General features: G+C 71.5%; 15 protein-coding genes. 4 read left to right on the forward strand and 11 right to left on the reverse strand.

Annotated elements, in window-relative coordinates:
- Positions 1 to 18: 18 nt before the first annotated feature.
- The 5 genes from ABZ956_RS27240 to ABZ956_RS27260 all read right to left on the reverse strand — a co-directional run bounded on the left by ABZ956_RS27240 (position 19) and on the right by ABZ956_RS27260 (position 5216).
- Positions 19 to 714 carry a demethylmenaquinone methyltransferase gene (locus ABZ956_RS27240; RefSeq protein WP_361898992.1) on the reverse strand — a complete coding sequence of 232 codons (696 nt, stop codon included), beginning with the start codon at positions 712 to 714 and terminating at the stop codon, positions 19 to 21.
- 365 nt (positions 715 to 1079) lie between these two features.
- The gene (locus ABZ956_RS27245) at positions 1080 to 1694 is read right to left on the reverse strand and encodes a Uma2 family endonuclease (RefSeq protein WP_361898995.1); all 615 of its coding nucleotides are present in this window, start codon (positions 1692 to 1694) and stop codon (positions 1080 to 1082) included.
- Positions 1695 to 1781: 87 nt separating this feature from the next.
- Complete coding sequence (locus ABZ956_RS27250; RefSeq protein ID WP_361898998.1) at positions 1782 to 2342, reverse strand: hypothetical protein; 561 nt, start codon at positions 2340 to 2342, stop codon at positions 1782 to 1784.
- Positions 2343 to 2361: 19 nt separating this feature from the next.
- Entirely contained in the window at positions 2362 to 3558 is a 1197-nt protein-coding gene (gene mqnC, locus ABZ956_RS27255) for a cyclic dehypoxanthinyl futalosine synthase (RefSeq protein WP_361899001.1), read from the reverse strand.
- 80 nt (positions 3559 to 3638) lie between these two features.
- The gene (locus tag ABZ956_RS27260) at positions 3639 to 5216 is read right to left on the reverse strand and encodes a serine/threonine-protein kinase (protein WP_361899004.1); all 1578 of its coding nucleotides are present in this window, start codon (positions 5214 to 5216) and stop codon (positions 3639 to 3641) included.
- Between the two features lie 362 nt (positions 5217 to 5578).
- On the opposite strand from ABZ956_RS27260, the gene ABZ956_RS27265 reads away from it, so the two are divergent.
- Positions 5579 to 6604, forward strand: a complete 1026-nt coding sequence (locus ABZ956_RS27265; protein WP_361899139.1) for an alpha/beta hydrolase-fold protein — start codon at positions 5579 to 5581, stop codon at positions 6602 to 6604.
- Between the two features lie 86 nt (positions 6605 to 6690).
- Here ABZ956_RS27265 and ABZ956_RS27270 read toward each other — a convergent pair whose 3' ends face one another.
- Positions 6691 to 7581 (reverse strand): menaquinone biosynthesis protein, encoded by an 891-nt coding sequence (locus ABZ956_RS27270; protein WP_361899007.1) that lies wholly within the window; start codon positions 7579 to 7581, stop codon positions 6691 to 6693.
- A gap of 284 nt (positions 7582 to 7865) precedes the next feature.
- Here ABZ956_RS27270 and ABZ956_RS27275 point away from each other — a divergent pair, with 284 nt between their 5' ends.
- Positions 7866 to 8069, forward strand: a complete 204-nt coding sequence (locus tag ABZ956_RS27275) for a cold-shock protein (protein ID WP_003984261.1) — start codon at positions 7866 to 7868, stop codon at positions 8067 to 8069.
- 196 nt (positions 8070 to 8265) lie between these two features.
- Here ABZ956_RS27275 and ABZ956_RS27280 read toward each other — a convergent pair whose 3' ends face one another.
- Positions 8266 to 10071, reverse strand: a complete 1806-nt coding sequence (locus ABZ956_RS27280) for a long-chain fatty acid--CoA ligase (RefSeq protein ID WP_361899010.1) — start codon at positions 10069 to 10071, stop codon at positions 8266 to 8268.
- A 135-nt stretch (positions 10072 to 10206) separates the two neighbouring features.
- Between ABZ956_RS27280 and ABZ956_RS27285 the strand changes: the two genes are divergently transcribed.
- Positions 10207 to 11268 carry an AraC family transcriptional regulator gene (locus ABZ956_RS27285; RefSeq protein WP_361899012.1) on the forward strand — a complete coding sequence of 354 codons (1062 nt, stop codon included), beginning with the start codon at positions 10207 to 10209 and terminating at the stop codon, positions 11266 to 11268.
- Positions 11269 to 11363: 95 nt separating this feature from the next.
- Positions 11364 to 12515 (forward strand): lipase family protein, encoded by a 1152-nt coding sequence (locus ABZ956_RS27290; RefSeq protein ID WP_361899015.1) that lies wholly within the window; start codon positions 11364 to 11366, stop codon positions 12513 to 12515.
- Between the two features lie 47 nt (positions 12516 to 12562).
- On the opposite strand, the gene ABZ956_RS27295 is transcribed toward ABZ956_RS27290, so the two are convergent.
- From ABZ956_RS27295 to ABZ956_RS27310, 4 genes are all read right to left on the reverse strand, one after another.
- On the reverse strand, positions 12563 to 14392 hold the full coding sequence (locus tag ABZ956_RS27295; RefSeq protein WP_361899142.1) for an AMP-dependent synthetase/ligase: 1830 nt from the start codon (positions 14390 to 14392) through the stop codon (positions 12563 to 12565).
- 330 nt (positions 14393 to 14722) lie between these two features.
- The gene (locus tag ABZ956_RS27300) at positions 14723 to 15352 is read right to left on the reverse strand and encodes a TetR/AcrR family transcriptional regulator (RefSeq protein ID WP_361899144.1); all 630 of its coding nucleotides are present in this window, start codon (positions 15350 to 15352) and stop codon (positions 14723 to 14725) included.
- 201 nt (positions 15353 to 15553) lie between these two features.
- Positions 15554 to 16873, reverse strand: a complete 1320-nt coding sequence (locus ABZ956_RS27305; RefSeq protein WP_361899018.1) for a dicarboxylate/amino acid:cation symporter — start codon at positions 16871 to 16873, stop codon at positions 15554 to 15556.
- Positions 16874 to 17046: 173 nt separating this feature from the next.
- A complete protein-coding gene (locus ABZ956_RS27310) occupies positions 17047 to 17334 on the reverse strand; it encodes a DUF4229 domain-containing protein (protein WP_071965545.1) in 288 nt (95 codons plus the stop codon).
- Positions 17335 to 17387 lie beyond the last annotated feature (53 nt).

Here is a 17387-nt window from a genome sequence, read left to right on the forward strand (position 1 = left end):
ATTGCCCGTTCCGCGGCCCTACGCGAGCTTGGTGCCCCGGTGCAGCGCGACGACTCCGCCGGTGAGGTTGCGCCAGGCCACCTTCGACCAGCCGGCCTGCTGCAGACGGGCCGCGAGCCGCGGCTGGTCGGGCCACTCGCGGATCGACTCGGCGAGGTAGACGTAGGCGTCCGGGCTGCTGCACACCGTCCGCGCGATCGGCGGCAGCGCGCGCATCAGGTACTCGCTGTAGACGGTGCGGAACGGCGCCCACGTGGGATGGCTGAACTCGCAGATCACCACGCGCCCGCCGGGCTTCGTCACCCGCAGCAGCTCACGCAGCGCGGCGTCGGTGTCCTGGACGTTGCGCAGCCCGAAGGAGATCGTGACGGCGTCGAAGACCCCGTCCGCGAAGGGCAGCTTCGTCGCGTCCCCGGCGGTCAGCGGCAGCCAGGGGTTGCGCTTCTTGCCCTCGCGCAGCATCCCGATCGAGAAGTCGCACGGCACGACGTACGCGCCGTCGGCGACGAAGGGGAGGGAGGAGGTGCCGGTGCCGGCCGCGAGGTCCAGGACCTTCTCGCCGGGGCGGGCGGCGACGGCCTGCGCCACGGCCTTGCGCCACTGGCGGGCCTGGCCGAGCGAGATGACGTCGTTGGTCAGGTCGTACTTCGCCGCCACGTCGTCGAACATCGCGGCGACTTCGTGCGGCTGCTTGTCCAGGGATGCTCGGGTCACGAAGCCATTGTTCACCACGGACCTCGCGGGACATCGGACGGGGACTGGACGGGGACGGCGCGCCCGGGAAGGACCGGCCGTCCCGCGGTGCCGATTGCGCTCGCTCCTGTGGGCCCCCACCCCGAGGACTGCCGGCCCCCTGCCCGTCGCCCCCTCGGCAACATGGCTACCTGCCGGCAGCGCGCGTCCTCACGGCCCGCCTGTACGACTGGGCCCTACATTTCGCACCGCGGGACGAACCGAAGCGGCCGTCCCCGCGCCGCTCATCCTGCCGGGTGGAAGGGGTACGGACGGCTCCCCTTGATGCCGACCTGACGCGGGGGGCGGGGGTCCTGACGGATCGCTGACAGACAACGGAGGTCGGGTCAGAACCCGACCAGGCTCGCCAGGTCGATCACGACGGAGAACGGGCGGTCGGTCTCCAGCTTCCGGGTGTGCACGGGACGGTCGAACGCGGAGATGTACTGACCTGTCTCGCTGTGGAGCCAGAACTCGTGCACCTCAGGAAGGCCGTCCTCACCCCGCTCCACGCGCCAGTAGTTCTTCACACCCGCGGCCGCGTACATGGCCGGCTTACGCACCCGGTCGTCCTGACGCGAACCCGGAGAGACCACCTCCACCACTAGGACGGCTTTCTCCACGGGGATGTACTTCGCCTCGAACAGATCGATGCCACGCTTGTCGTAAACGACGACGTCAGGTACCGGCGGGTTGTACTTGTCGATCAGGACACACTGTTCAGCGACAACGTCGTACGGCTCCTGCAGGCATTCCGCCAGGCGCCTCTCAATCCTGCTCCGCACGTGGTTGTGCCACAGCACCGTCCTCCCCCGAACCACGACCACTCCGTCCACGAGTTCCCAGTCGAACGGAAGTTCCAGGTCCTCCACCTGGTCAACCGTCCAGCCTTCCGCAGGCGGGAACATCCAGTTCTCAGGAGTGGCCTTCTCCAGCCGTTCTGCGATCATCACTGCTCCCATGGACGCGAGTGTGGACGCGGGTGCGGATCGCGGTCCCATATACGACGGTAGCGTCACCCGAAGTAATGAACGGGCCTCCACGCCGCATCAGCGGCGCCGGTACACCAGCCGTCCGTCCAGCACCGTCACCAGCGCCGTGCCGTCGTCCGCGAACACCGCGAAGTCGGCCGCGCCGGACAGCACCAGGGCCCTGGGCCGGGGGCCGGGCAGCACGCGGATGCCCGAGCGTTCGACGGCGGTGCGCGCCGCCGGCCGTGCGAACGGGCCCGACAGGGCCGTCGTCCCCGCCGCCAGCAGCCGCTGGACGCCCCGGCGGGCGCTGTGGCCCCAGCGGGTGTCCGTCATCTCCAGGGCCGCCAGTGCGGGCCCGGTCAGGGGCTCCGTGCCCAGTTCGTCCGCCTCGCGGGGGTCCGGGTGGTACATGGCTTCCAGGTACGCGGCGGCGTCCGGCTCGTAGCGGCCCGGCGTCAGGACGCCGTCCCACTCGCGCACGCGCGCGTGCTCGCCGGCTTCCGCGCGTACCAGCTCGTACGGGCCGATGGCGGCGATCCGGCCGCCGGAGACGGCGACGGCGTAGCCGCCGGGGGCCTCGAGGAGTTCACCGTCCTCCGTCAGCCGGACCGCGCGGACGCGGTGGAGCGTGGACATCGTCCGCCCGTACCGCCCGTCAGCTCGCCTGGACGATCTTCAGCTCGGGGTGGGCCGTGCCGCCCTCGATGGCCGTGGAGGACAGGTGCGAGACGACGCGGTCGTCGACCGGGTCGTTCGCCGGGTCGTCGTGCACGAGCAGGTGCTCGTAGGTGGTGGCGCGCTGCGCGGGGACGCGGCCGGCCTTGCGGATGAGGTCGATGATCTCCATGCGGTTGGAGCGGTGCTTGGCACCGGCCGAGGAGACCACGTTCTCCTCCAGCATGATCGAGCCCAGGTCGTCGGCGCCGTAGTGCAGGGAGAGCTGGCCGACCTCCTTGCCCGTGGTCAGCCACGAGCCCTGGATGTGGGCGACGTTGTCGAGGAAGAGCCGGGCGATGGCGATCATCCGCAGGTACTCGAAGATGGTGGCCTGCGTGCGGCCCTTCAAGTGGTTGTTCTCGGCCTGGTAGGTGTACGGGATGAAGGCGCGGAAGCCGCCCGTACGGTCCTGTACGTCGCGGATCATGCGCAGGTGCTCGATCCGCTCGGCGTTGGTCTCGCCGGTGCCCATCAGCATGGTGGAGGTCGACTCGACGCCCAGGTTGTGGGCGATCTCCATGATCTCCAGCCAGCGCTCGCCGGACTCCTTCAGCGGCGCGATGGCCTTGCGCGGCCGCGCGGGCAGCAGCTCGGCACCGGCGCCGGCGAAGGAGTCGAGGCCGGCGGCGTGGATACGGCGGATGGCCTCCTCGGCGCTGACGCCCGAGATCCGCGACATGTGCTCGATCTCGGAGGCGCCGAGGGAGTGGATGACCAGCTGCGGGAACGCCTTCTTGATCGCCGAGAAGTGCTCCTCGTAGTACTCCACGCCGTAGTCGGGGTGGTGGCCGCCCTGGAACATGATCTGCGTGCCGCCCAGTTCCACGGTCTCCGCGCAGCGGCGCAGGATGTCGTCGAGGGGGCGGGTCCAGACCTTGTCGCTCTTCGGCGGGGCGTAGAAGGCGCAGAACTTGCACGCGGTGACGCACGAGTTCGTGTAGTTGATGTTCCGCTCGATGATGTACGTCGCGATGTGCTCGGTGCCCGCGTAGCGGCGGCGGCGCACGGCGTCGGCCGCCTGCCCCAGGGCGTGCAGCGGCGCGGACCGGTAGAGCTCGAGCGCCTCCTCCGGGGTGATCCGGCCACCTGCTGCGGCACGGTCGAGGACCAACTGAAGGTCGGCGTTCTCGGTCACCGGGCGTCCCTTCGGAGGGGGTATGCGAATACCGGGCCAGCCTACGCGAGGGGCCGTGGCGGGCCCGAGACCGGGCCGGTTCAGCCACCGGTCCTGGTGAGTGTCGCGGTGGGACGGCCGCCGCGGGGGTCGTCGGAGGTGAAGGCCAGCTTGCCGCCTTCGGTGAGGCTGTACGTCACGGTCGACGTATTGCCCGTGCACAGGGCCTTCTTCTCCCCGTCGGTGACCTCCTCCAGCGTGATTTTGCCGCTGGTGGCGGACGTCAGCTTCGCCTTGCTGCGGCACTCCAGGACGCCGAGCACGGAATAGCTCGTCCGCACGACGTAGGCGCCGGTGCCGCCGGCGGTGACGGTGCTGGTCATGGTGCCGTTGGGGGTGCCGTCGGACTGGATGACGGAGCCGGTCCAGGTGCCGATGAACTCCTTCGGGACGGTGCCGGCCGCCGGCTTCGGGGCGCCGGTGTCCGGCTTCGGGGCGCCGCTGGCGGCGGGCGGGCGGGCCGCGTTGCCGCCGTCGCCGCCGTCGCCGGGCAGGACGTCGAAGACGAACAGGGCGGTGGTGGCCGCGGCCAGGACGCCGGCGATGCTCAGGACGAGGGTGCAGCCGATGCGGCGCTTGCCGGTGCCGGCGGTGGCCGACAGCCCGATCCGCTTGCCGTCGGGGGCGGTCTCGGTGGGCAGCCGCGCCGGATCGTGCCCCTGCCGGAGGGGTGCTCCGGCCGGCGGTGGCCCGGGCGCGTCCTGTGGCGGCGCCACCGCGGCCTCCAGGTCCAGCAGTTCCACCGCCTGCCGGCTCACCCGCTCCACCAGCGACCCCGGCAGCCACCCCTGGCCCAGCAGCGCGCTCGCACCGCCCGCCGCGGCGAGGCGGTGGGCCACCTCCGCCGGGGCCGGTCTGGCCTCCGGGGCCTTGGCCAGGCAGGCGGCCACCAGCTCGCGCAGGGCGCCCGTGAGGGCGGGGCCCAGCACCGGGTCCTCGTGCACGACCTTGTAGAGCAGCACGGCCGAGCTGTCGCCGGGGAAGGGCGGCTCGCCCGTGGCCGCGTACGCCAGGACCGCGCCCAGGGAGAAGACGTCCGCCGCCCCGGTGACCGTCCTGCCCAGGATCTGTTCGGGCGCCATGTAGCCCGGGGAGCCGATCGAGACACCGGTGGAGGTCAGGGAGGCCGTGCCCTCGACGGCGCGGGCGATGCCGAAGTCGATCAGGCGGGGGCCGTCGAGGGCCAGCAGCACGTTCGACGGCTTGACGTCCCGGTGCACCAGCCCCAGGCCGTGCACCGCCGCCAGCGCCTCCGCCAGGCCCGCGCCCAGCGCCCGTACCGTGTGCGGCGGCAGCGGCCCCACCTCGGCGACGGCCTGGGTCAGCGAGGGCCCGGCCACATAGCCCGTCGCCACCCACGGCACCGCGGCGTCCGGATCGGCGTCCAGCACGGGAGCCGTCCAGGCCCCGCCCACCCGCCGGGCGGACTCGACCTCCCTGCGGAAGCGCGCGCGGAACTGCTCATCGAGGGCGAAATGGGGATGGACGACCTTGACGGCGACCGTGCGGCCGCCCGCGCTGCGCCCGAGATACACCCGGCCCATGCCGCCCGCGCCCAGCCTGCCCAGCAGCCGGTATGCGCCTATGACCTGCGGATCTTCGACCGACAACGCTTGCATCGGGCCCTTCGCCTCCCCCTGGAAGGGGCCCTGTGACCCCGTATTCGAGCCTATGACTCAATTCACGGGACGTCCCAGGAACCCTGACCCCTGCTTTGCCCATCCCCTAGGACGGAACAAACCGTCATGTCCTTCGGGGCAGCAGCATCATCCGGAGCGACGCGATGACGCACTCACCCAACGGGGGCTACCAGCCCAACGGGGGATACCAGCAGCCGGGCGGCTACCCGCCGCCCCCCAACGGTTACCAGCAGCCCCCCCAGGGTGGCGGCTACGGCAACCAGGGGGACTACCAGGACTACCCGCCCAACGGCTCGTACCAGTCCCAGGGCCGCCAGCGTGCTTCGCGCGCCAAGAAGTGGATGATCGTGGTGGCGTCCATAGCCGCCCTCGGTCTGATAGCGGGCGGCGTCCTGAAGTACTTCGAGATCGGCCCCTTCTCCGAGAAGGGCAAGCCGGTCAGCTTCGGCCAGGACGACAAGGGCGGCCAGGCGGGCGGCACCGGCGGTGCGAAGCCGGCCGACTCCAAGACGCTCATGCCGACCGGCCCCAAGGCCGACTTCCGCGTCGCCAACACCCTGGGCGACGGCACGAAGATCGGCGTCGTGACGCTGGACGGCAAGAAGTCCGGCTTCAAGGGCAAGGTCTGGGTCTGGGCGCCCAAGCAGTACGACGACCCGAAGTACGCCAAGAGCGGCTTCCCGGTCATGATCGCGCTGCCCGGTGGCCCCGGCTACCCGAACAACTACTGGATGGGCACCGACCTGGGCCTCCAGTCGAGCATCAGCAAGTGGTCGCAGGAGGGCAAGAGCCTGCCCTTCATCCTTGCCATGCCGGTCCTGAACCCGGACGACAAGTACTACTACGACGGCAGTGACATCCCCGGCCAGGCCAAGATGGGCACCTGGCTGACGGAGGACGTCCCGGAGCTGGTGAAGCAGAACTTCCGCACCCTGAAGTCGCGTGACGGCTGGGCCTTCATGGGCTCCTCCTCCGGTGGCTTCGCCGGCTTCAAGGCCGTGCTGAAGCACCCGGACAAGTTCAAGGCCGTCATCGCCTCCGGCCCCGACATCGTGCCCGACTCCCCGCTGTGGAAGGGCCACGAGAAGGAGATGGCGGAGAACAACCCCGAGGTCCTGGCCAAGCGCCTGATCGACACCAAGGGCCCGGACGTCTACGTCGCCTTCCAGGTGGGCACGGCGGAGCCGCCCATCGTGATGAGCCAGGTCAAGAAGTTCCAGGCGCAGTACGGCAAGGGCCCGGTGCACACCATGCTGCGGGAGATCCCCGGCGGTAAGCACAACGCCAAGACCTATGTGCCGAACATGGGCGAAGGCCTGATCCAGTACATCAGTCAGCACATGGAAGGCCCCACGCCCTCCTCCTGACCCGCGCCGCCGGGCCCCGGTGGTTCCACGGGAGCCCGGCGCCGCACCTCTCGCACGGCTGAAGCCCTGATCCCTCCCCGGAGGGGTCAGGGCTTCAGCAGTTCCACCCGCACATCGGCGGGGAAGCCGGTCGTCGGCCCGGTGCGGCGGGCGAACTCCGCCACTCCGGCCAGCTGCTCGGGGCCGAAGCGGAAGTCCAGCGTCGTGAAGTAGCGCTCCAGCAGCTCCGCGTCGAACGACTCCCAGCGCGCGGCCTGCTCGGCGACCTTGCCGACCTCCTGCAGGGACAGGTCGCGGGAGGCCAGGAACGCCTCGTGCACCTTGGCGACGATGCGCGGCTCACGGGCCAGGTAGTCGCGGCGGGCGGCCCACACGGCGAAGACGAACGGCAGGCCCGTCCAGTCCTTCCACATCTGCCCGAGGTCGTGGACCTCCAGGCCCAGCCGGGGCGCGTCGTGCAGCGAGGCCCGCAGGGCGGCGTCACCGATGAGGACGGCGGCGTCCGCCTCCTGCATCATCGCGGCGAGGTCGGGCGGGCAGCTGTAGTAGTCGGGTCGCACGCCGTAGCGCTCGGCGAGCAGCAGCTGCGCCAGCCGCACGGAGGTGCGGGAGGTGGAGCCGAGGGCGACCCTGGCGCCGTCCAGCCTGTCCAGCGGCAGCTGCGAGACGATCACGCACGACATGACGGGGCCGTCGCAGCCGACCGCGATGTCGGGCAGCGCGACGAGCTCGTCGGCGTTCTTCAGGAACTCGACCAGGGTGACGGGGGCGATGTCGAGCTCGCCCCGTACGAGCTGCTCGCTGAGCTTCTCGGGGGTGTCCTTGGTCAGATCCAGATCGAGCAGCGTGCCGGTCCGGGCCAGGCCCCAGTAGAGGGGCAGGCAGTTGAGGAACTGGATGTGGCCGACGCGCGGGCGGGCGCGGAGCGGCTGCGGCACGTCGTCGGCGATCGCTACGTCTGAGGCTGAATTGTCCACATCCGGAGGCTAGCCCCGGGCGGTCGGGGCCGCCGGGCCGGGGTCCGCCCGACCGGTGCCCGACCAGCGATCTTTTCCGTCGCGAAGGGCCCGAAAACCCGCCTTGAGCGTGATCTTCGACTCCTTCCGCGCGAGAACATCGCGTGCTAGGCTCGCCGCAAGTTGCAGTTTGGTTTCCCTTGCAGTACAGAGCCTGCGGAGCATGTGACCCGCAGGCTTTTGTAGTTTTCAGACTTCTCGCAGGTTCTGGAGCAGGGCAACCCTTTGGGCCCAAGGAGGGCTTTATGGCTACCGGAACCGTGAAGTGGTTCAACGCTGAAAAGGGCTTTGGCTTCATCGCCCAGGACGGCGGGGGCCCCGACGTCTTCGTTCACTACTCCGCGATCAACGCCTCTGGCTTCCGCTCCCTCGAGGAGAACCAGCAGGTCAACTTCGACGTCACGCAGGGCCCGAAGGGTCCGCAGGCGGAGAACGTCACCCCGGTCTGATCCTCGGATCCTTCCGGTACGACGGCTCGACCGATCGCGGTCGACGTGCTGTACCCAAGGTGCCCTGCCTCCCGCTCCGGCGGAAGGCAGGGCTCCTGCCTTTTCCCGGCCCTTTCCGTTCCCGGGACCCGGATTCTTAACCCCTTTCACTGAGGCAACTCAGGTCACTCGGGCCACTTCTTTCACACGGGCCCCTTTACTCCTCCCGTTCGTACATCGCGTCGATTTCCGCCGCATAGCGCTCGCAGATCGCCGCGCGCCGGACTTTGAGGGTGGGCGTCAGCTCCCCGCTCGCGACGGTGAAGTCCTCGTCCAGGACCGTGAACGCACGGATCCGCGACGGCCGGGAGACCTGCTCGTTGGCCGCGTCCACCGCCTCCTGGCAGAGCCCGCGCACGGCCGGGTGCCGGGCGGCGGGGCCGTCCCCGAGGTCCACGCCCGCGCGGGCGGCCCAGGCCGCGATCTCCTCCGCGTCGAGGGTGAGCAGCGCCACCGGGTACGGGCGACGGTCGCCGATCATGACGGCGCGGGATATCCAGCGGGACTGCTGGAGGGCGAACTCCACCAGCGAGGGCGTGAGGTTCTTGCCGCTCGAGGTGATGATCAGGTCCTTCTTGCGGCCGGTGATGGTGAGGTAGCCGTCCGCGTCCAGCGTGCCGATGTCCCCGGTGTGCAGCCAGCCGTCGGCGTCGACGGCCTCGGCGCTCGCCGCCGGGTCGCCGTGGTAGCCGGGGAAGACGCCCGGCCCCCGGGCCAGGACCTCCCCGTCCGCCGCGATCCGCACCTCGCACCCCTCCACCGCCTGCCCGACCGTTCCGTAGCGCACCGCGCCCCGGCGGTTGAGGGTGAGCACGCCCGAGCTCTCGGTCATGCCGTAGCCCTCGTAGACGTCGATGCCGCAGGCACGCAGGAAGTCCAGGGTCTGCGGCGCGATGGGCGCGGCCCCGGTCAGGGCCCAGCGCAGCCGGCCGCCGAAGACCGCCCGGACCGGCGCGAACACGCTCTCCTCCGCCGCCTCCCACGCCGCCCGCAGCTCCCCGGTGATCCCCTCGCCCCTCTCGCGCGCCCCGGCCACCGCCAGCCCGGTCCGCACCGCCGCCGCCAGACGGTCCGCTCCCTCCGCTCCCCGGGCCTCGGCCAGGGAGACGACGCCCGCGTGCACCTTCTCGAACAGGCGGGGCACGGACGGCAGATGCGTGGGCCTGACCTCGGCCAGCTCGGCGACGACGTTCTCGACCCGGCCACCGAAGTAGCACAGCGCGCCGCCACGGCGCAGCGACGTCAGCTCGACGAGCTGGCCGAAGACGTGGGCGAGCGGGAGGTAGAGGTAGGTGGTGTCGCCCGGCCCGCCCTCGGAGAGGTGGGCGGTCGCGTCCTGGTTGGCGACGATGTTGCCGTGCGTGAGCCGGCACCCCTTGGGCAGGCCGGTGGTGCCGGAGGTGTAGATGATGGTGCACAGGTCCTCGCTCCGGCGGGCCGCGCCGCGCGCGAGGAATTCCGCGAGCGACGCCCGCACCGGCAACCGCCCCAGCACCGGGGCGTCGCTCCCGTCCCCGTCGATGAGCACCACCTGCCGCAGCTGGGGCAGCTTCGCCCGGACCGCCTCCACGCGCGCCGCCTGGGCGGCGTTCTCGCAGATGACGACCGAGACGCCCGAGTCCCCCAGCACCCAGGCCAGTTCGCCCTCACTGGCCGTCGGGTAGACCGGCACCACGACCGCCCCGGCGGCCAGCACCGCGAAGTGGGCGTGGGTCCACTCCGGCCGCGTCTCCGACAGGATCGCCACCCGGTCGTCCGGGCGCACCCCAAGGGTGAGCAGGCCGCGCCCGACGGTCCGTACGATCTCCCGCAGCCGGTCGTAGCCGGTCTCCGTCCAGCCGTCGCCGGGGCCGTCACCGGCCCGTGGGCGGTGGCGCAGCGCGGGCAGATCCCCGTACCGTTCGGCCGCCCATTCGATGAATTGCGCGAGCGTGTCCGGCCGTTGCGGTTCCCGCTGCTCCACGACGCCTCCCTGGTCGGTGCACGGACGTACGGATGACGTACACGCCGACGCTATGAAGCCCACCCGTCCCACGGGGATGACCGGAATCGTCAGCACCACTGACCCGGACGCTCAACCGGAGTTACCGTGCAGGGCATGGGCAGGCGGACGATCACCGTGCACTACGTACGGGCCGCGCTCGCCGGCGCGCGCGGGCTCGGCATCGACACCGTGCCGCTGCTGCAACGGGCGGGCATCCCCCCGCTGCTGCTCGGCGACGACCGGGCGAGGGTGACGCCCGAACAGTTCGCCCATCTGGTGCGGGAGCTGCACCGGGCGACACAGGACGAGTTCATGGGGCTGAGCCCCTCGCCCAGCAGGCCGGGGACGTTCGCGATGATGTGCTACGCCTGCGTCGGCTGCCGCGACCTGGGCGCGGTGCTCGAACGGGCGGCGCGCTTCTACGGCCTCTTCCCCGGCGGCCCGGACCTCGCCCTCGAACAGCGCGACCGCGAGGCGGTGTTCGCCGTCCGCAACGACCTGCACGGCCATGCGGAGGGCCGGTTCCTCGCCGAATGCATGATGCTCATCTGGCACCGGCTGGCGAGCTGGCTCATCGGCCGCCGCATCCCGCTGCGCTGGGCCGGCTTCGCCTACTCCGCCCCGCCCTACGCCGCCGAGTACGGGCTGATGTTCGGCTGCCCCGTGCGGTTCGGGGCGGGGCCCGCCCCGATGGCCGCCGCCGGGTTCGACGCGCGGTGGCTGGCGGCGCCCGTGGTGCGCGACGAGGACGGCCTGCGGGAGCTGCTGCGCCGGGCCCCGGCGGAGCTGCTGAGCCGGCACGAGTACGGCACGACGGTGGCCGAGCAGGTGCGGCGCGCCTTCCTGCGGGCGCTGGGCGAGGGCCGGCCGGCACGCCTGCCGGAGGCGGCGCAGCTGGCGGCGCGGCTGGCGGTGAGCCCGGCGACGCTGCGCCGCCGGCTGCAGGAGGAGGGCACCTCCTACCAGCGGCTCAAGGACCAGGTGCGGCGGGAGGCGGCGCTCACCGGGCTCACGGAGGGGCGGGAGCCGATCGCCCAGCTGGCGGCCCGGCTGGGGTTCTCCGAGGACACCGCCTTCCACCGGGCGTTCCGCCGTTGGACGGGCACCACACCGGGTGCCTACCGGCTCGGCCTGAGCGGGCCCTGTGGCGGCGACGTTCGCGGTCAGGAAAGCTGAGCGTCCCGGCCAACGCCGCCTTACCGGCGCGTCACTACGGTCGGCTCCAGTGCTTCACCTCCACCTGCTTCATCCGGAACAGCTGGGAGAGCCGCATGCACCTGCGCACCAGAGCCCTCGCCGCCGTCGCCGCGCTGGCCGTCTCGTTCGGCCTGGCGGGCGGCACCGCCTCGGCCGACGAACGGGCCGGGGCACCCGGCGACATCGTCAGCTCAGCCCCCACCTCCTTCCACCCCCTGCCGGGCCAGCCCACCAACACCAAGGCCTGGCACATCACCTACCGCTCCACCACCGCCAGGGGCGCCCCCAACGTCGTCTCCGGCACGGTGATCGTCCCCCAGGACGGCCGGACGGGCCCGCGCCCCCTGGTCAGCTACGCCGTCGGCACCGTCGGCATCGCCGACCACTGCGCCCCCTCGGCCGGCTTCCCGCGCGGCACCACCATGGAGGCCAACCTCATCCAGCTGCTGACCGCGCGCGGCTGGGCCGTGGCGGTCACCGACTACGAGGGCCTGGGCACCCCGGGCGAGCACACCTACGCCGTCGGGCGCGCCGAGGGGCACGCCGTCCTCGACGCCGCCCGCGCCGCCCAGCGGCTGCCCGCGGCCGGACTGGGGAAGAAGTCCCCGGTCGGCATCATGGGCTACTCCCAGGGCGGCCAGGCGAGCAGCTGGGCCGCCGAGCTCCACGACTCGTACGCCCCCGAACTGGACCTGCGCGGCACGGCCACCGGCGGCGTACCCGCCGACCTGCTGAAGACCGCCGACTACAACAACGGCGGCATCGGGGCGGGCCTGGTCCTCATGGCCGCCACCGGGCAGAACGCGGCCTACCCCGAGCTGAAGCTCGACAGCTACCTCAACGACAAGGGCCGCGCCTACGTCGACTTCCTCAAGAAGCACTGCGTGGTCGTCGACACCGTCGCCGGGCTCTTCAAACGCATCGAGGACGTGACGGTCAAGAACCCGCTGTACGAGAGCGACTGGCAGCGCGTACTGCGCTCCTCGCGCCTGGGCACGCGCGCCCCGGACCGCCCCGTGTACCTCTACCACGGGGTCATCGACGAGCTGGTCCCCTACGCGGTCGGCAAGCAGCTGCGCGCGGACTGGTGTGCCAAGGGGGCCTCGGTGCAGTGGAAGTCGCTGCCGCTGGGGGAACACGTCCTGGGCGTGATCAGCGAATCGGTGCCGGCCGCGAACTGGCTCGCGGACCGCTTCGCGGGCAGGGCGACGGGCGGCAACTGCTAGGCCACACCGCGCCGGAGGCGGGCCCCGGGACCGTCCGGGGCCCGCGCTCACGACCGGTACAGGTCCTCGATCTCCGCCGCGAAGTCCCGCTCGACGACGGCGCGCTTGAGCTTCATCGACGGCGTCAGATGCCCGCTCTCCTCGGTGAACCGCACCGCCAGCACCGCGAACCGGCGGATCGCCTCCGCCCGCGACACGGTCCTGTTGACCTCCTCCACCGCCTCCCCCAGCAAGGCCAGCAGCGCCTTGTCGCCGACGAGTTCGTGGACCGGCACGTCCTCCATGCCGTGCATGCCCTGCCAGTGCGCGAGCCCTTCGGGGTCGAGGGTGATCAGGGCGGTGAGGTAGGGGCGGTTGTCGCCGACGACCGCGCACTGCTCGACGAGGGGGTGGGCGCGCAGCCGGTCCTCCAGCGGGGCGGGGGCGACGTTCTTGCCGCTGGAGGTGACGATGAGCTCCTTCTTGCGGCCGGTGATGGTGAGGTAGCCGTCCTCGTCGAGGGTGCCCAGGTCACCGGTGGCGAACCACTCCCCCGGCGCCGGCGGCACGGCCTCCTGCCGGCCGGCGTCCCAGTAGCCGGCGAAGACGTGGCCGCCGCGCAGCAGCACCTCCCCGTCCCCGGCGATGCGCACCGCGCTGCCGGGCAGCGGCCAGCCGACCGTGCCGGGCCGGGGGCGCAGCGGCGGGGTGAGGGTGCTGGCGGCCGTGGTCTCCGTCAGGCCATAGCCCTCGAAGACCTCGACGCCGGCGCCCGTGTAGAAGGCGGCGAGCCGCCTGCCGAGCGGGGAGCCGCCGCTGATGACGTAGCGGACCCTGCCCCCGAGGGCGGCGCGGATGTGCCGGTAGACGAGCGCGTCGTACAGGGCCCGGGCGGCCCGCAGGCGTGGGTCGGGGCCGGGGCCGGTGCCGTGCTCGCGGGCGGCGCTCGCCTCGGCGTAGCGGCGGGCGACGAGGGCGGCGCGGTCGAAGGCACCGGCGCGGCCGAGCTGTTCGGCGGTGGCCCGGCCGGTGTTGTAGATCCGCTCCAGGACGTAGGGGATGGCCAGCAGGAACGTGGGCCGGAAGCCGGCGAGGTCCGCGCGGAGTTCGTCGCCGCTGAGGGACGGCGCGTGGCCGAGCCGTACGCGCGCCCGCAGGCAGCCGACCGCGACCATGCGGCCGAAGACGTGCGCGAGCGGCAGGAACAGGAGTGTGGCGGCGGGTTCCTTGCTGACGGCCCGGAAGACGGGGTGCAGCAGTTCGGTGGCGTTGTCGACTTCGGTGAAGAAGTTGGCGTGCGTGAGGACGCAGCCCTTGGGGCGGCCGGTGGTGCCGGAGGTGTAGATGAGGGTGGCGATGTCGTCGGGGGTGCGGGCGGCGCGGCGTTCGGCGACCGCGTCGTCCGGCAGGGACCGGCCGGCGGCGGCGAGCAGAGCGACCGCCCCGGCGTCCATCTGCCAGACGTGGGCGAGGCCGGGTAACGCCGCGCGCTCGGCGCCGACGAGCTTCATCTGCCCGGCGCTCTCGACGACGCAGGCGGCCGCCCGGGAGTCGGCGAGGATCCAGCGGACCTGCACGGCGGAGGAGGTGGGGTAGACGGGGACGGTGACCAGGCCGGCCGCCCAGGCCGCGAAGTCCAGCAGCGTCCACTCGTAGCGGGTGCGGGCCATGATGGCGAGCCGTTCACCGGGGCGCAGGCCGTGGGCGATCAGGCCCTTGGCGACGGCCAGCACCTCGGCGGCGAAGCGGGCGGCGCTGACGTCGCGCCAGAGGCCGTCGGTCTGCTTGCGGCCCAGGACGATGTCGGCGGGGGCGACGGCGGCGTTGTGGAACGGCAGGTCGCCGAGGGAGCCGTCGTGGACGGGCGGTGCCAGCGGGGGCACGGACGCCTCGCGCACGACGCCGGCGACGGCCGTCGTGCGGGGCGGGACGAGAAAGGCGAGGGCTTCGCTGCGCGGTACGGACACGTGCGGCTCCTGTTCCAGACCCACAAGAGACCGATAAGTAACCTTACTCAGCGGTAAAACTATGGCCGTAAAGGTACGCCTCCGGGCCCCCTCCGACCAGAGCGCCTCCTCGTCCTCACGGCCGGTCCGGCCCTGCCCGTTCGGCCGATACAGGCCGCCTCGCGCCCGGAATAGGGTGATGCGCACCGGAAGGGCCCGCCGCCGGGGCGGCGGGAGCCGGGCGGCGGGCCGCGGCGGCCCGCCGCCGCGGCAGGAGGGGAGTCATGAACGGGCGTCGGGTACCCACCGGCGCCCGTTCATGAGGTTCTCCAGCCCCATCCAGGCGATGTTCATCAGCGTCTCGGCCGTCTCCCGCGCCGAGGAGACGGCGTCCCCGCGCGTATTGGCCCAGCAGGCGAGCGATTCGGCGGCGCCCACGAGGGCGTGTGCCAGGCCGGAGACCTCGTGCCCGGCCGGCGGGGCGGTGCAACCGGCCGCGGCCGCCGTGGCCGCGATGAGGGCGGTGACGAGCCGGACGATCTCCTGCCGCAGCTCGGCCACCACGACCGCGAACGGCTCCCCGTGCGTACGGGCCTGGCAGCTGAGCACGGCCCAGCCCGAGGGGTGCTCGGCGGTGTGCGCGAAGAAGGCGCGCAGCCCGTTCCACAGCCGGGCGTCGGCGGGGGCGTCCGGCTCGCTCGCGGCCTTGACCGCCGCCATCAGCGCCTCGGCCTCGCGCCGGATGCAGGCGCTGAAGAGGTCTTCCTTGGAGTTCAGATAGAGGTAGACCAGCGGCTTCGACGCCCCGGCAAGCTCCGCGATCTCGTCCATGGACGCCGCGCTGTAGCCGCGCCGGGCGAAGACCTCCACGGCGGCGTCGAGCATCTGCCGCTCGCGTACCTCCCGCGGCATGCGCCTGATCTTGCCGCTGCCGCCCCTCCGCTTCGCCTTGGGCTCCGGCGCGGTGGGCCCGGCTCCGGCCGGTGCGAGGCCCATGGTCGGTATCACCTGTGCGTCATCTACGACATTCACCACAAAAATCCCTCCCCCCCGTCACATTACCGGCAGGTAATATCACGGGGAGGAGGGACGTCAAGGGTACCGATCAAGCCGTCACGCGGCGGCGGGCTGCGGCTGCGGCTCCAGGTGCGAGCCGTCCGCGCTCTCGTAGGCCTTCCGGTCGAGGATGTTCTCCCGGGCGGCCACGAGGATCGGCACGACCGACTGCCCGGCCACATTGGTGGCGGTACGCATCATGTCGACGATCGGGTCTATGGCCAGCAGCAGACCCACACCCGCCATCGGCAGGCCCAGCGTCGACAGCGTCAGGGTCAGCATCACGGTCGCGCCGGTCAGACCGGCGGTCGCGGCCGAGCCGATCACCGAGACGAAGGCGATCAGGACGTAGTCCTTGATCTCCAGCGGCACGTCGAAGACCTGGGCCACGAAGATCGCGGCGATGGCCGGGTAGATCGAGGCGCAGCCGTCCATCTTCGTCGTCGAGCCGAACGGCACCGCGAAGGAGGCGTACTCCTTGGGCACGCCGAGCCGCTCGGTGACCTTCTGCGTCAGCGGCATCGTGCCGACGGAGGAGCGGGAGACGAAGGCCAGCTGGATCGCGGGCCAGGCGCCCTTGAAGAAGCGCAGCGGGTTGACCTTGGCGACCGTGGCCAGCAGCAGCGGGTAGACGCCGAACAGCACGATGGCGCAGCCCACGTAGATGTCGGCCGTGAACGTGGCGTACTTGCTGATCAGGCCCCAGCCGTAGGTGTAGATGGCCTTGCCGACCAGGCCGAGGCTGCCCAGCGGGGCGAGCCGGATGACCCACCACAGGACCTTCTGCAGCAGCTCCAGCACGGACTCGCTGAAGGCGAGCAGCGGCTGGGCCTTCTCGCCGACCTGGAGGACGGCGATGCCGGCGACGGCGGCCATGAAGACGATCTGCAGCACGTTCAGCTCGGTGAACGGCGTGATGACGTCCTTGGGGACGATCCCGGTGAGGAAGTCCAGCCAGGAGCCGTGCTTCTTGGGCTCGGCGCCGTCGGCGGCGGTGAGGCCGGTGCCGGAGCCCGGGTCGGTGAGCAGGCCGATGGCGAGGCCGATGACGACCGCGATCAGCGACGTGATCATGAACCAGAGCAGGGTCCGGGTGGCCAGCCGGGCGGCGTTGGAGACGTTCCGCAGGTTGGTGATCGAGACCAGGATGGCGAAGAAGACCAGGGGGGCGACCACGACCATCAGCAGCTGGACGAAGATGCCACCGATCTTGTCGAGGGTGGTCTGCAGCCAGCCGATGTCACCGCTCTTGGCGGCCCAGCCCAGCAGGGCGCCCAGCACGAGGCCGAGCAGGATCTGGGCCCAGAAGGGGACATTGAGGATGCGCGATATGCGCCCGCGCTGAGCGGACGCCGGGTTGGACGGGGGCGTCGACATGCCGAACACGGTAACACCCATGCTTTGGGGCACTCAAAGGAAATCTTTGAGGCGCACGCGGCCCCGAAACGCGCCGACGCCCTGCGGCGGAACGGGTGTTCCGCCACAGGGCGTCGGGAAGCTGTGAGGAGAGTGTGAGGAGACTTACACGCCTTGCTCGTGATTGGGGTGATTTACACCCCGTCCTCCTGGCCGGCGTTCGCGTTGATCCGCGCCTTCGCCCGGTCCACGCGCTCCACGATCTGCTCGGACATGGCGTCGCGCTGCTTGCGCAGCAGCACCCAGCTGAGCGGCGCGGAGAGGATGAGCGCGAGCAGCACCATCCACACCAGGTTCGAGCTGCCCACACCGAGCGGGATGATCCGCGCGTAGCAGAGCACCCAGACGAAGGCGAAGCAGGCGATGAGCAGTCCGACACGCGAAGCGGTGTAGCGGAGCGAGGCGTACTTCTGGCTACTCACGGACAAGACCTTCTTCTCAACGGCGGCCAAGGGGGTCTGTTCAGTACAGCACG

It is taken from the genome of Streptomyces sp. NPDC046261 (assembly GCF_040646235.1).
GTDB lineage: Bacteria > Actinomycetota > Actinomycetes > Streptomycetales > Streptomycetaceae > Streptomyces.

What these genes read in the sequence shown, in the direction of transcription:
- ABZ956_RS27245 (WP_361898995.1), bottom strand. Translation starts at nt 1,694, where the DNA reads ATGGGAGCAGTGATGATCGCAGAACGGCTGGAGAAGGCCACTCCTGAG.
- ABZ956_RS27250 (WP_361898998.1), bottom strand. Translation starts at nt 2,342, where the DNA reads ATGTCCACGCTCCACCGCGTCCGCGCGGTCCGGCTGACGGAGGACGGT.
- ABZ956_RS27260 (WP_361899004.1), bottom strand. Translation starts at nt 5,216, where the DNA reads ATGCAAGCGTTGTCGGTCGAAGATCCGCAGGTCATAGGCGCATACCGG.
- ABZ956_RS27265 (WP_361899139.1), top strand. Translation starts at nt 5,579, where the DNA reads ATGATCGTGGTGGCGTCCATAGCCGCCCTCGGTCTGATAGCGGGCGGC.
- ABZ956_RS27275 (WP_003984261.1), top strand. Translation starts at nt 7,866, where the DNA reads ATGGCTACCGGAACCGTGAAGTGGTTCAACGCTGAAAAGGGCTTTGGC.
- ABZ956_RS27285 (WP_361899012.1), top strand. Translation starts at nt 10,207, where the DNA reads ATGGGCAGGCGGACGATCACCGTGCACTACGTACGGGCCGCGCTCGCC.
- ABZ956_RS27290 (WP_361899015.1), top strand. Translation starts at nt 11,364, where the DNA reads ATGCACCTGCGCACCAGAGCCCTCGCCGCCGTCGCCGCGCTGGCCGTC.
- ABZ956_RS27300 (WP_361899144.1), bottom strand. Translation starts at nt 15,352, where the DNA reads ATGCCGCGGGAGGTACGCGAGCGGCAGATGCTCGACGCCGCCGTGGAG.
- ABZ956_RS27305 (WP_361899018.1), bottom strand. Translation starts at nt 16,873, where the DNA reads ATGTCGACGCCCCCGTCCAACCCGGCGTCCGCTCAGCGCGGGCGCATA.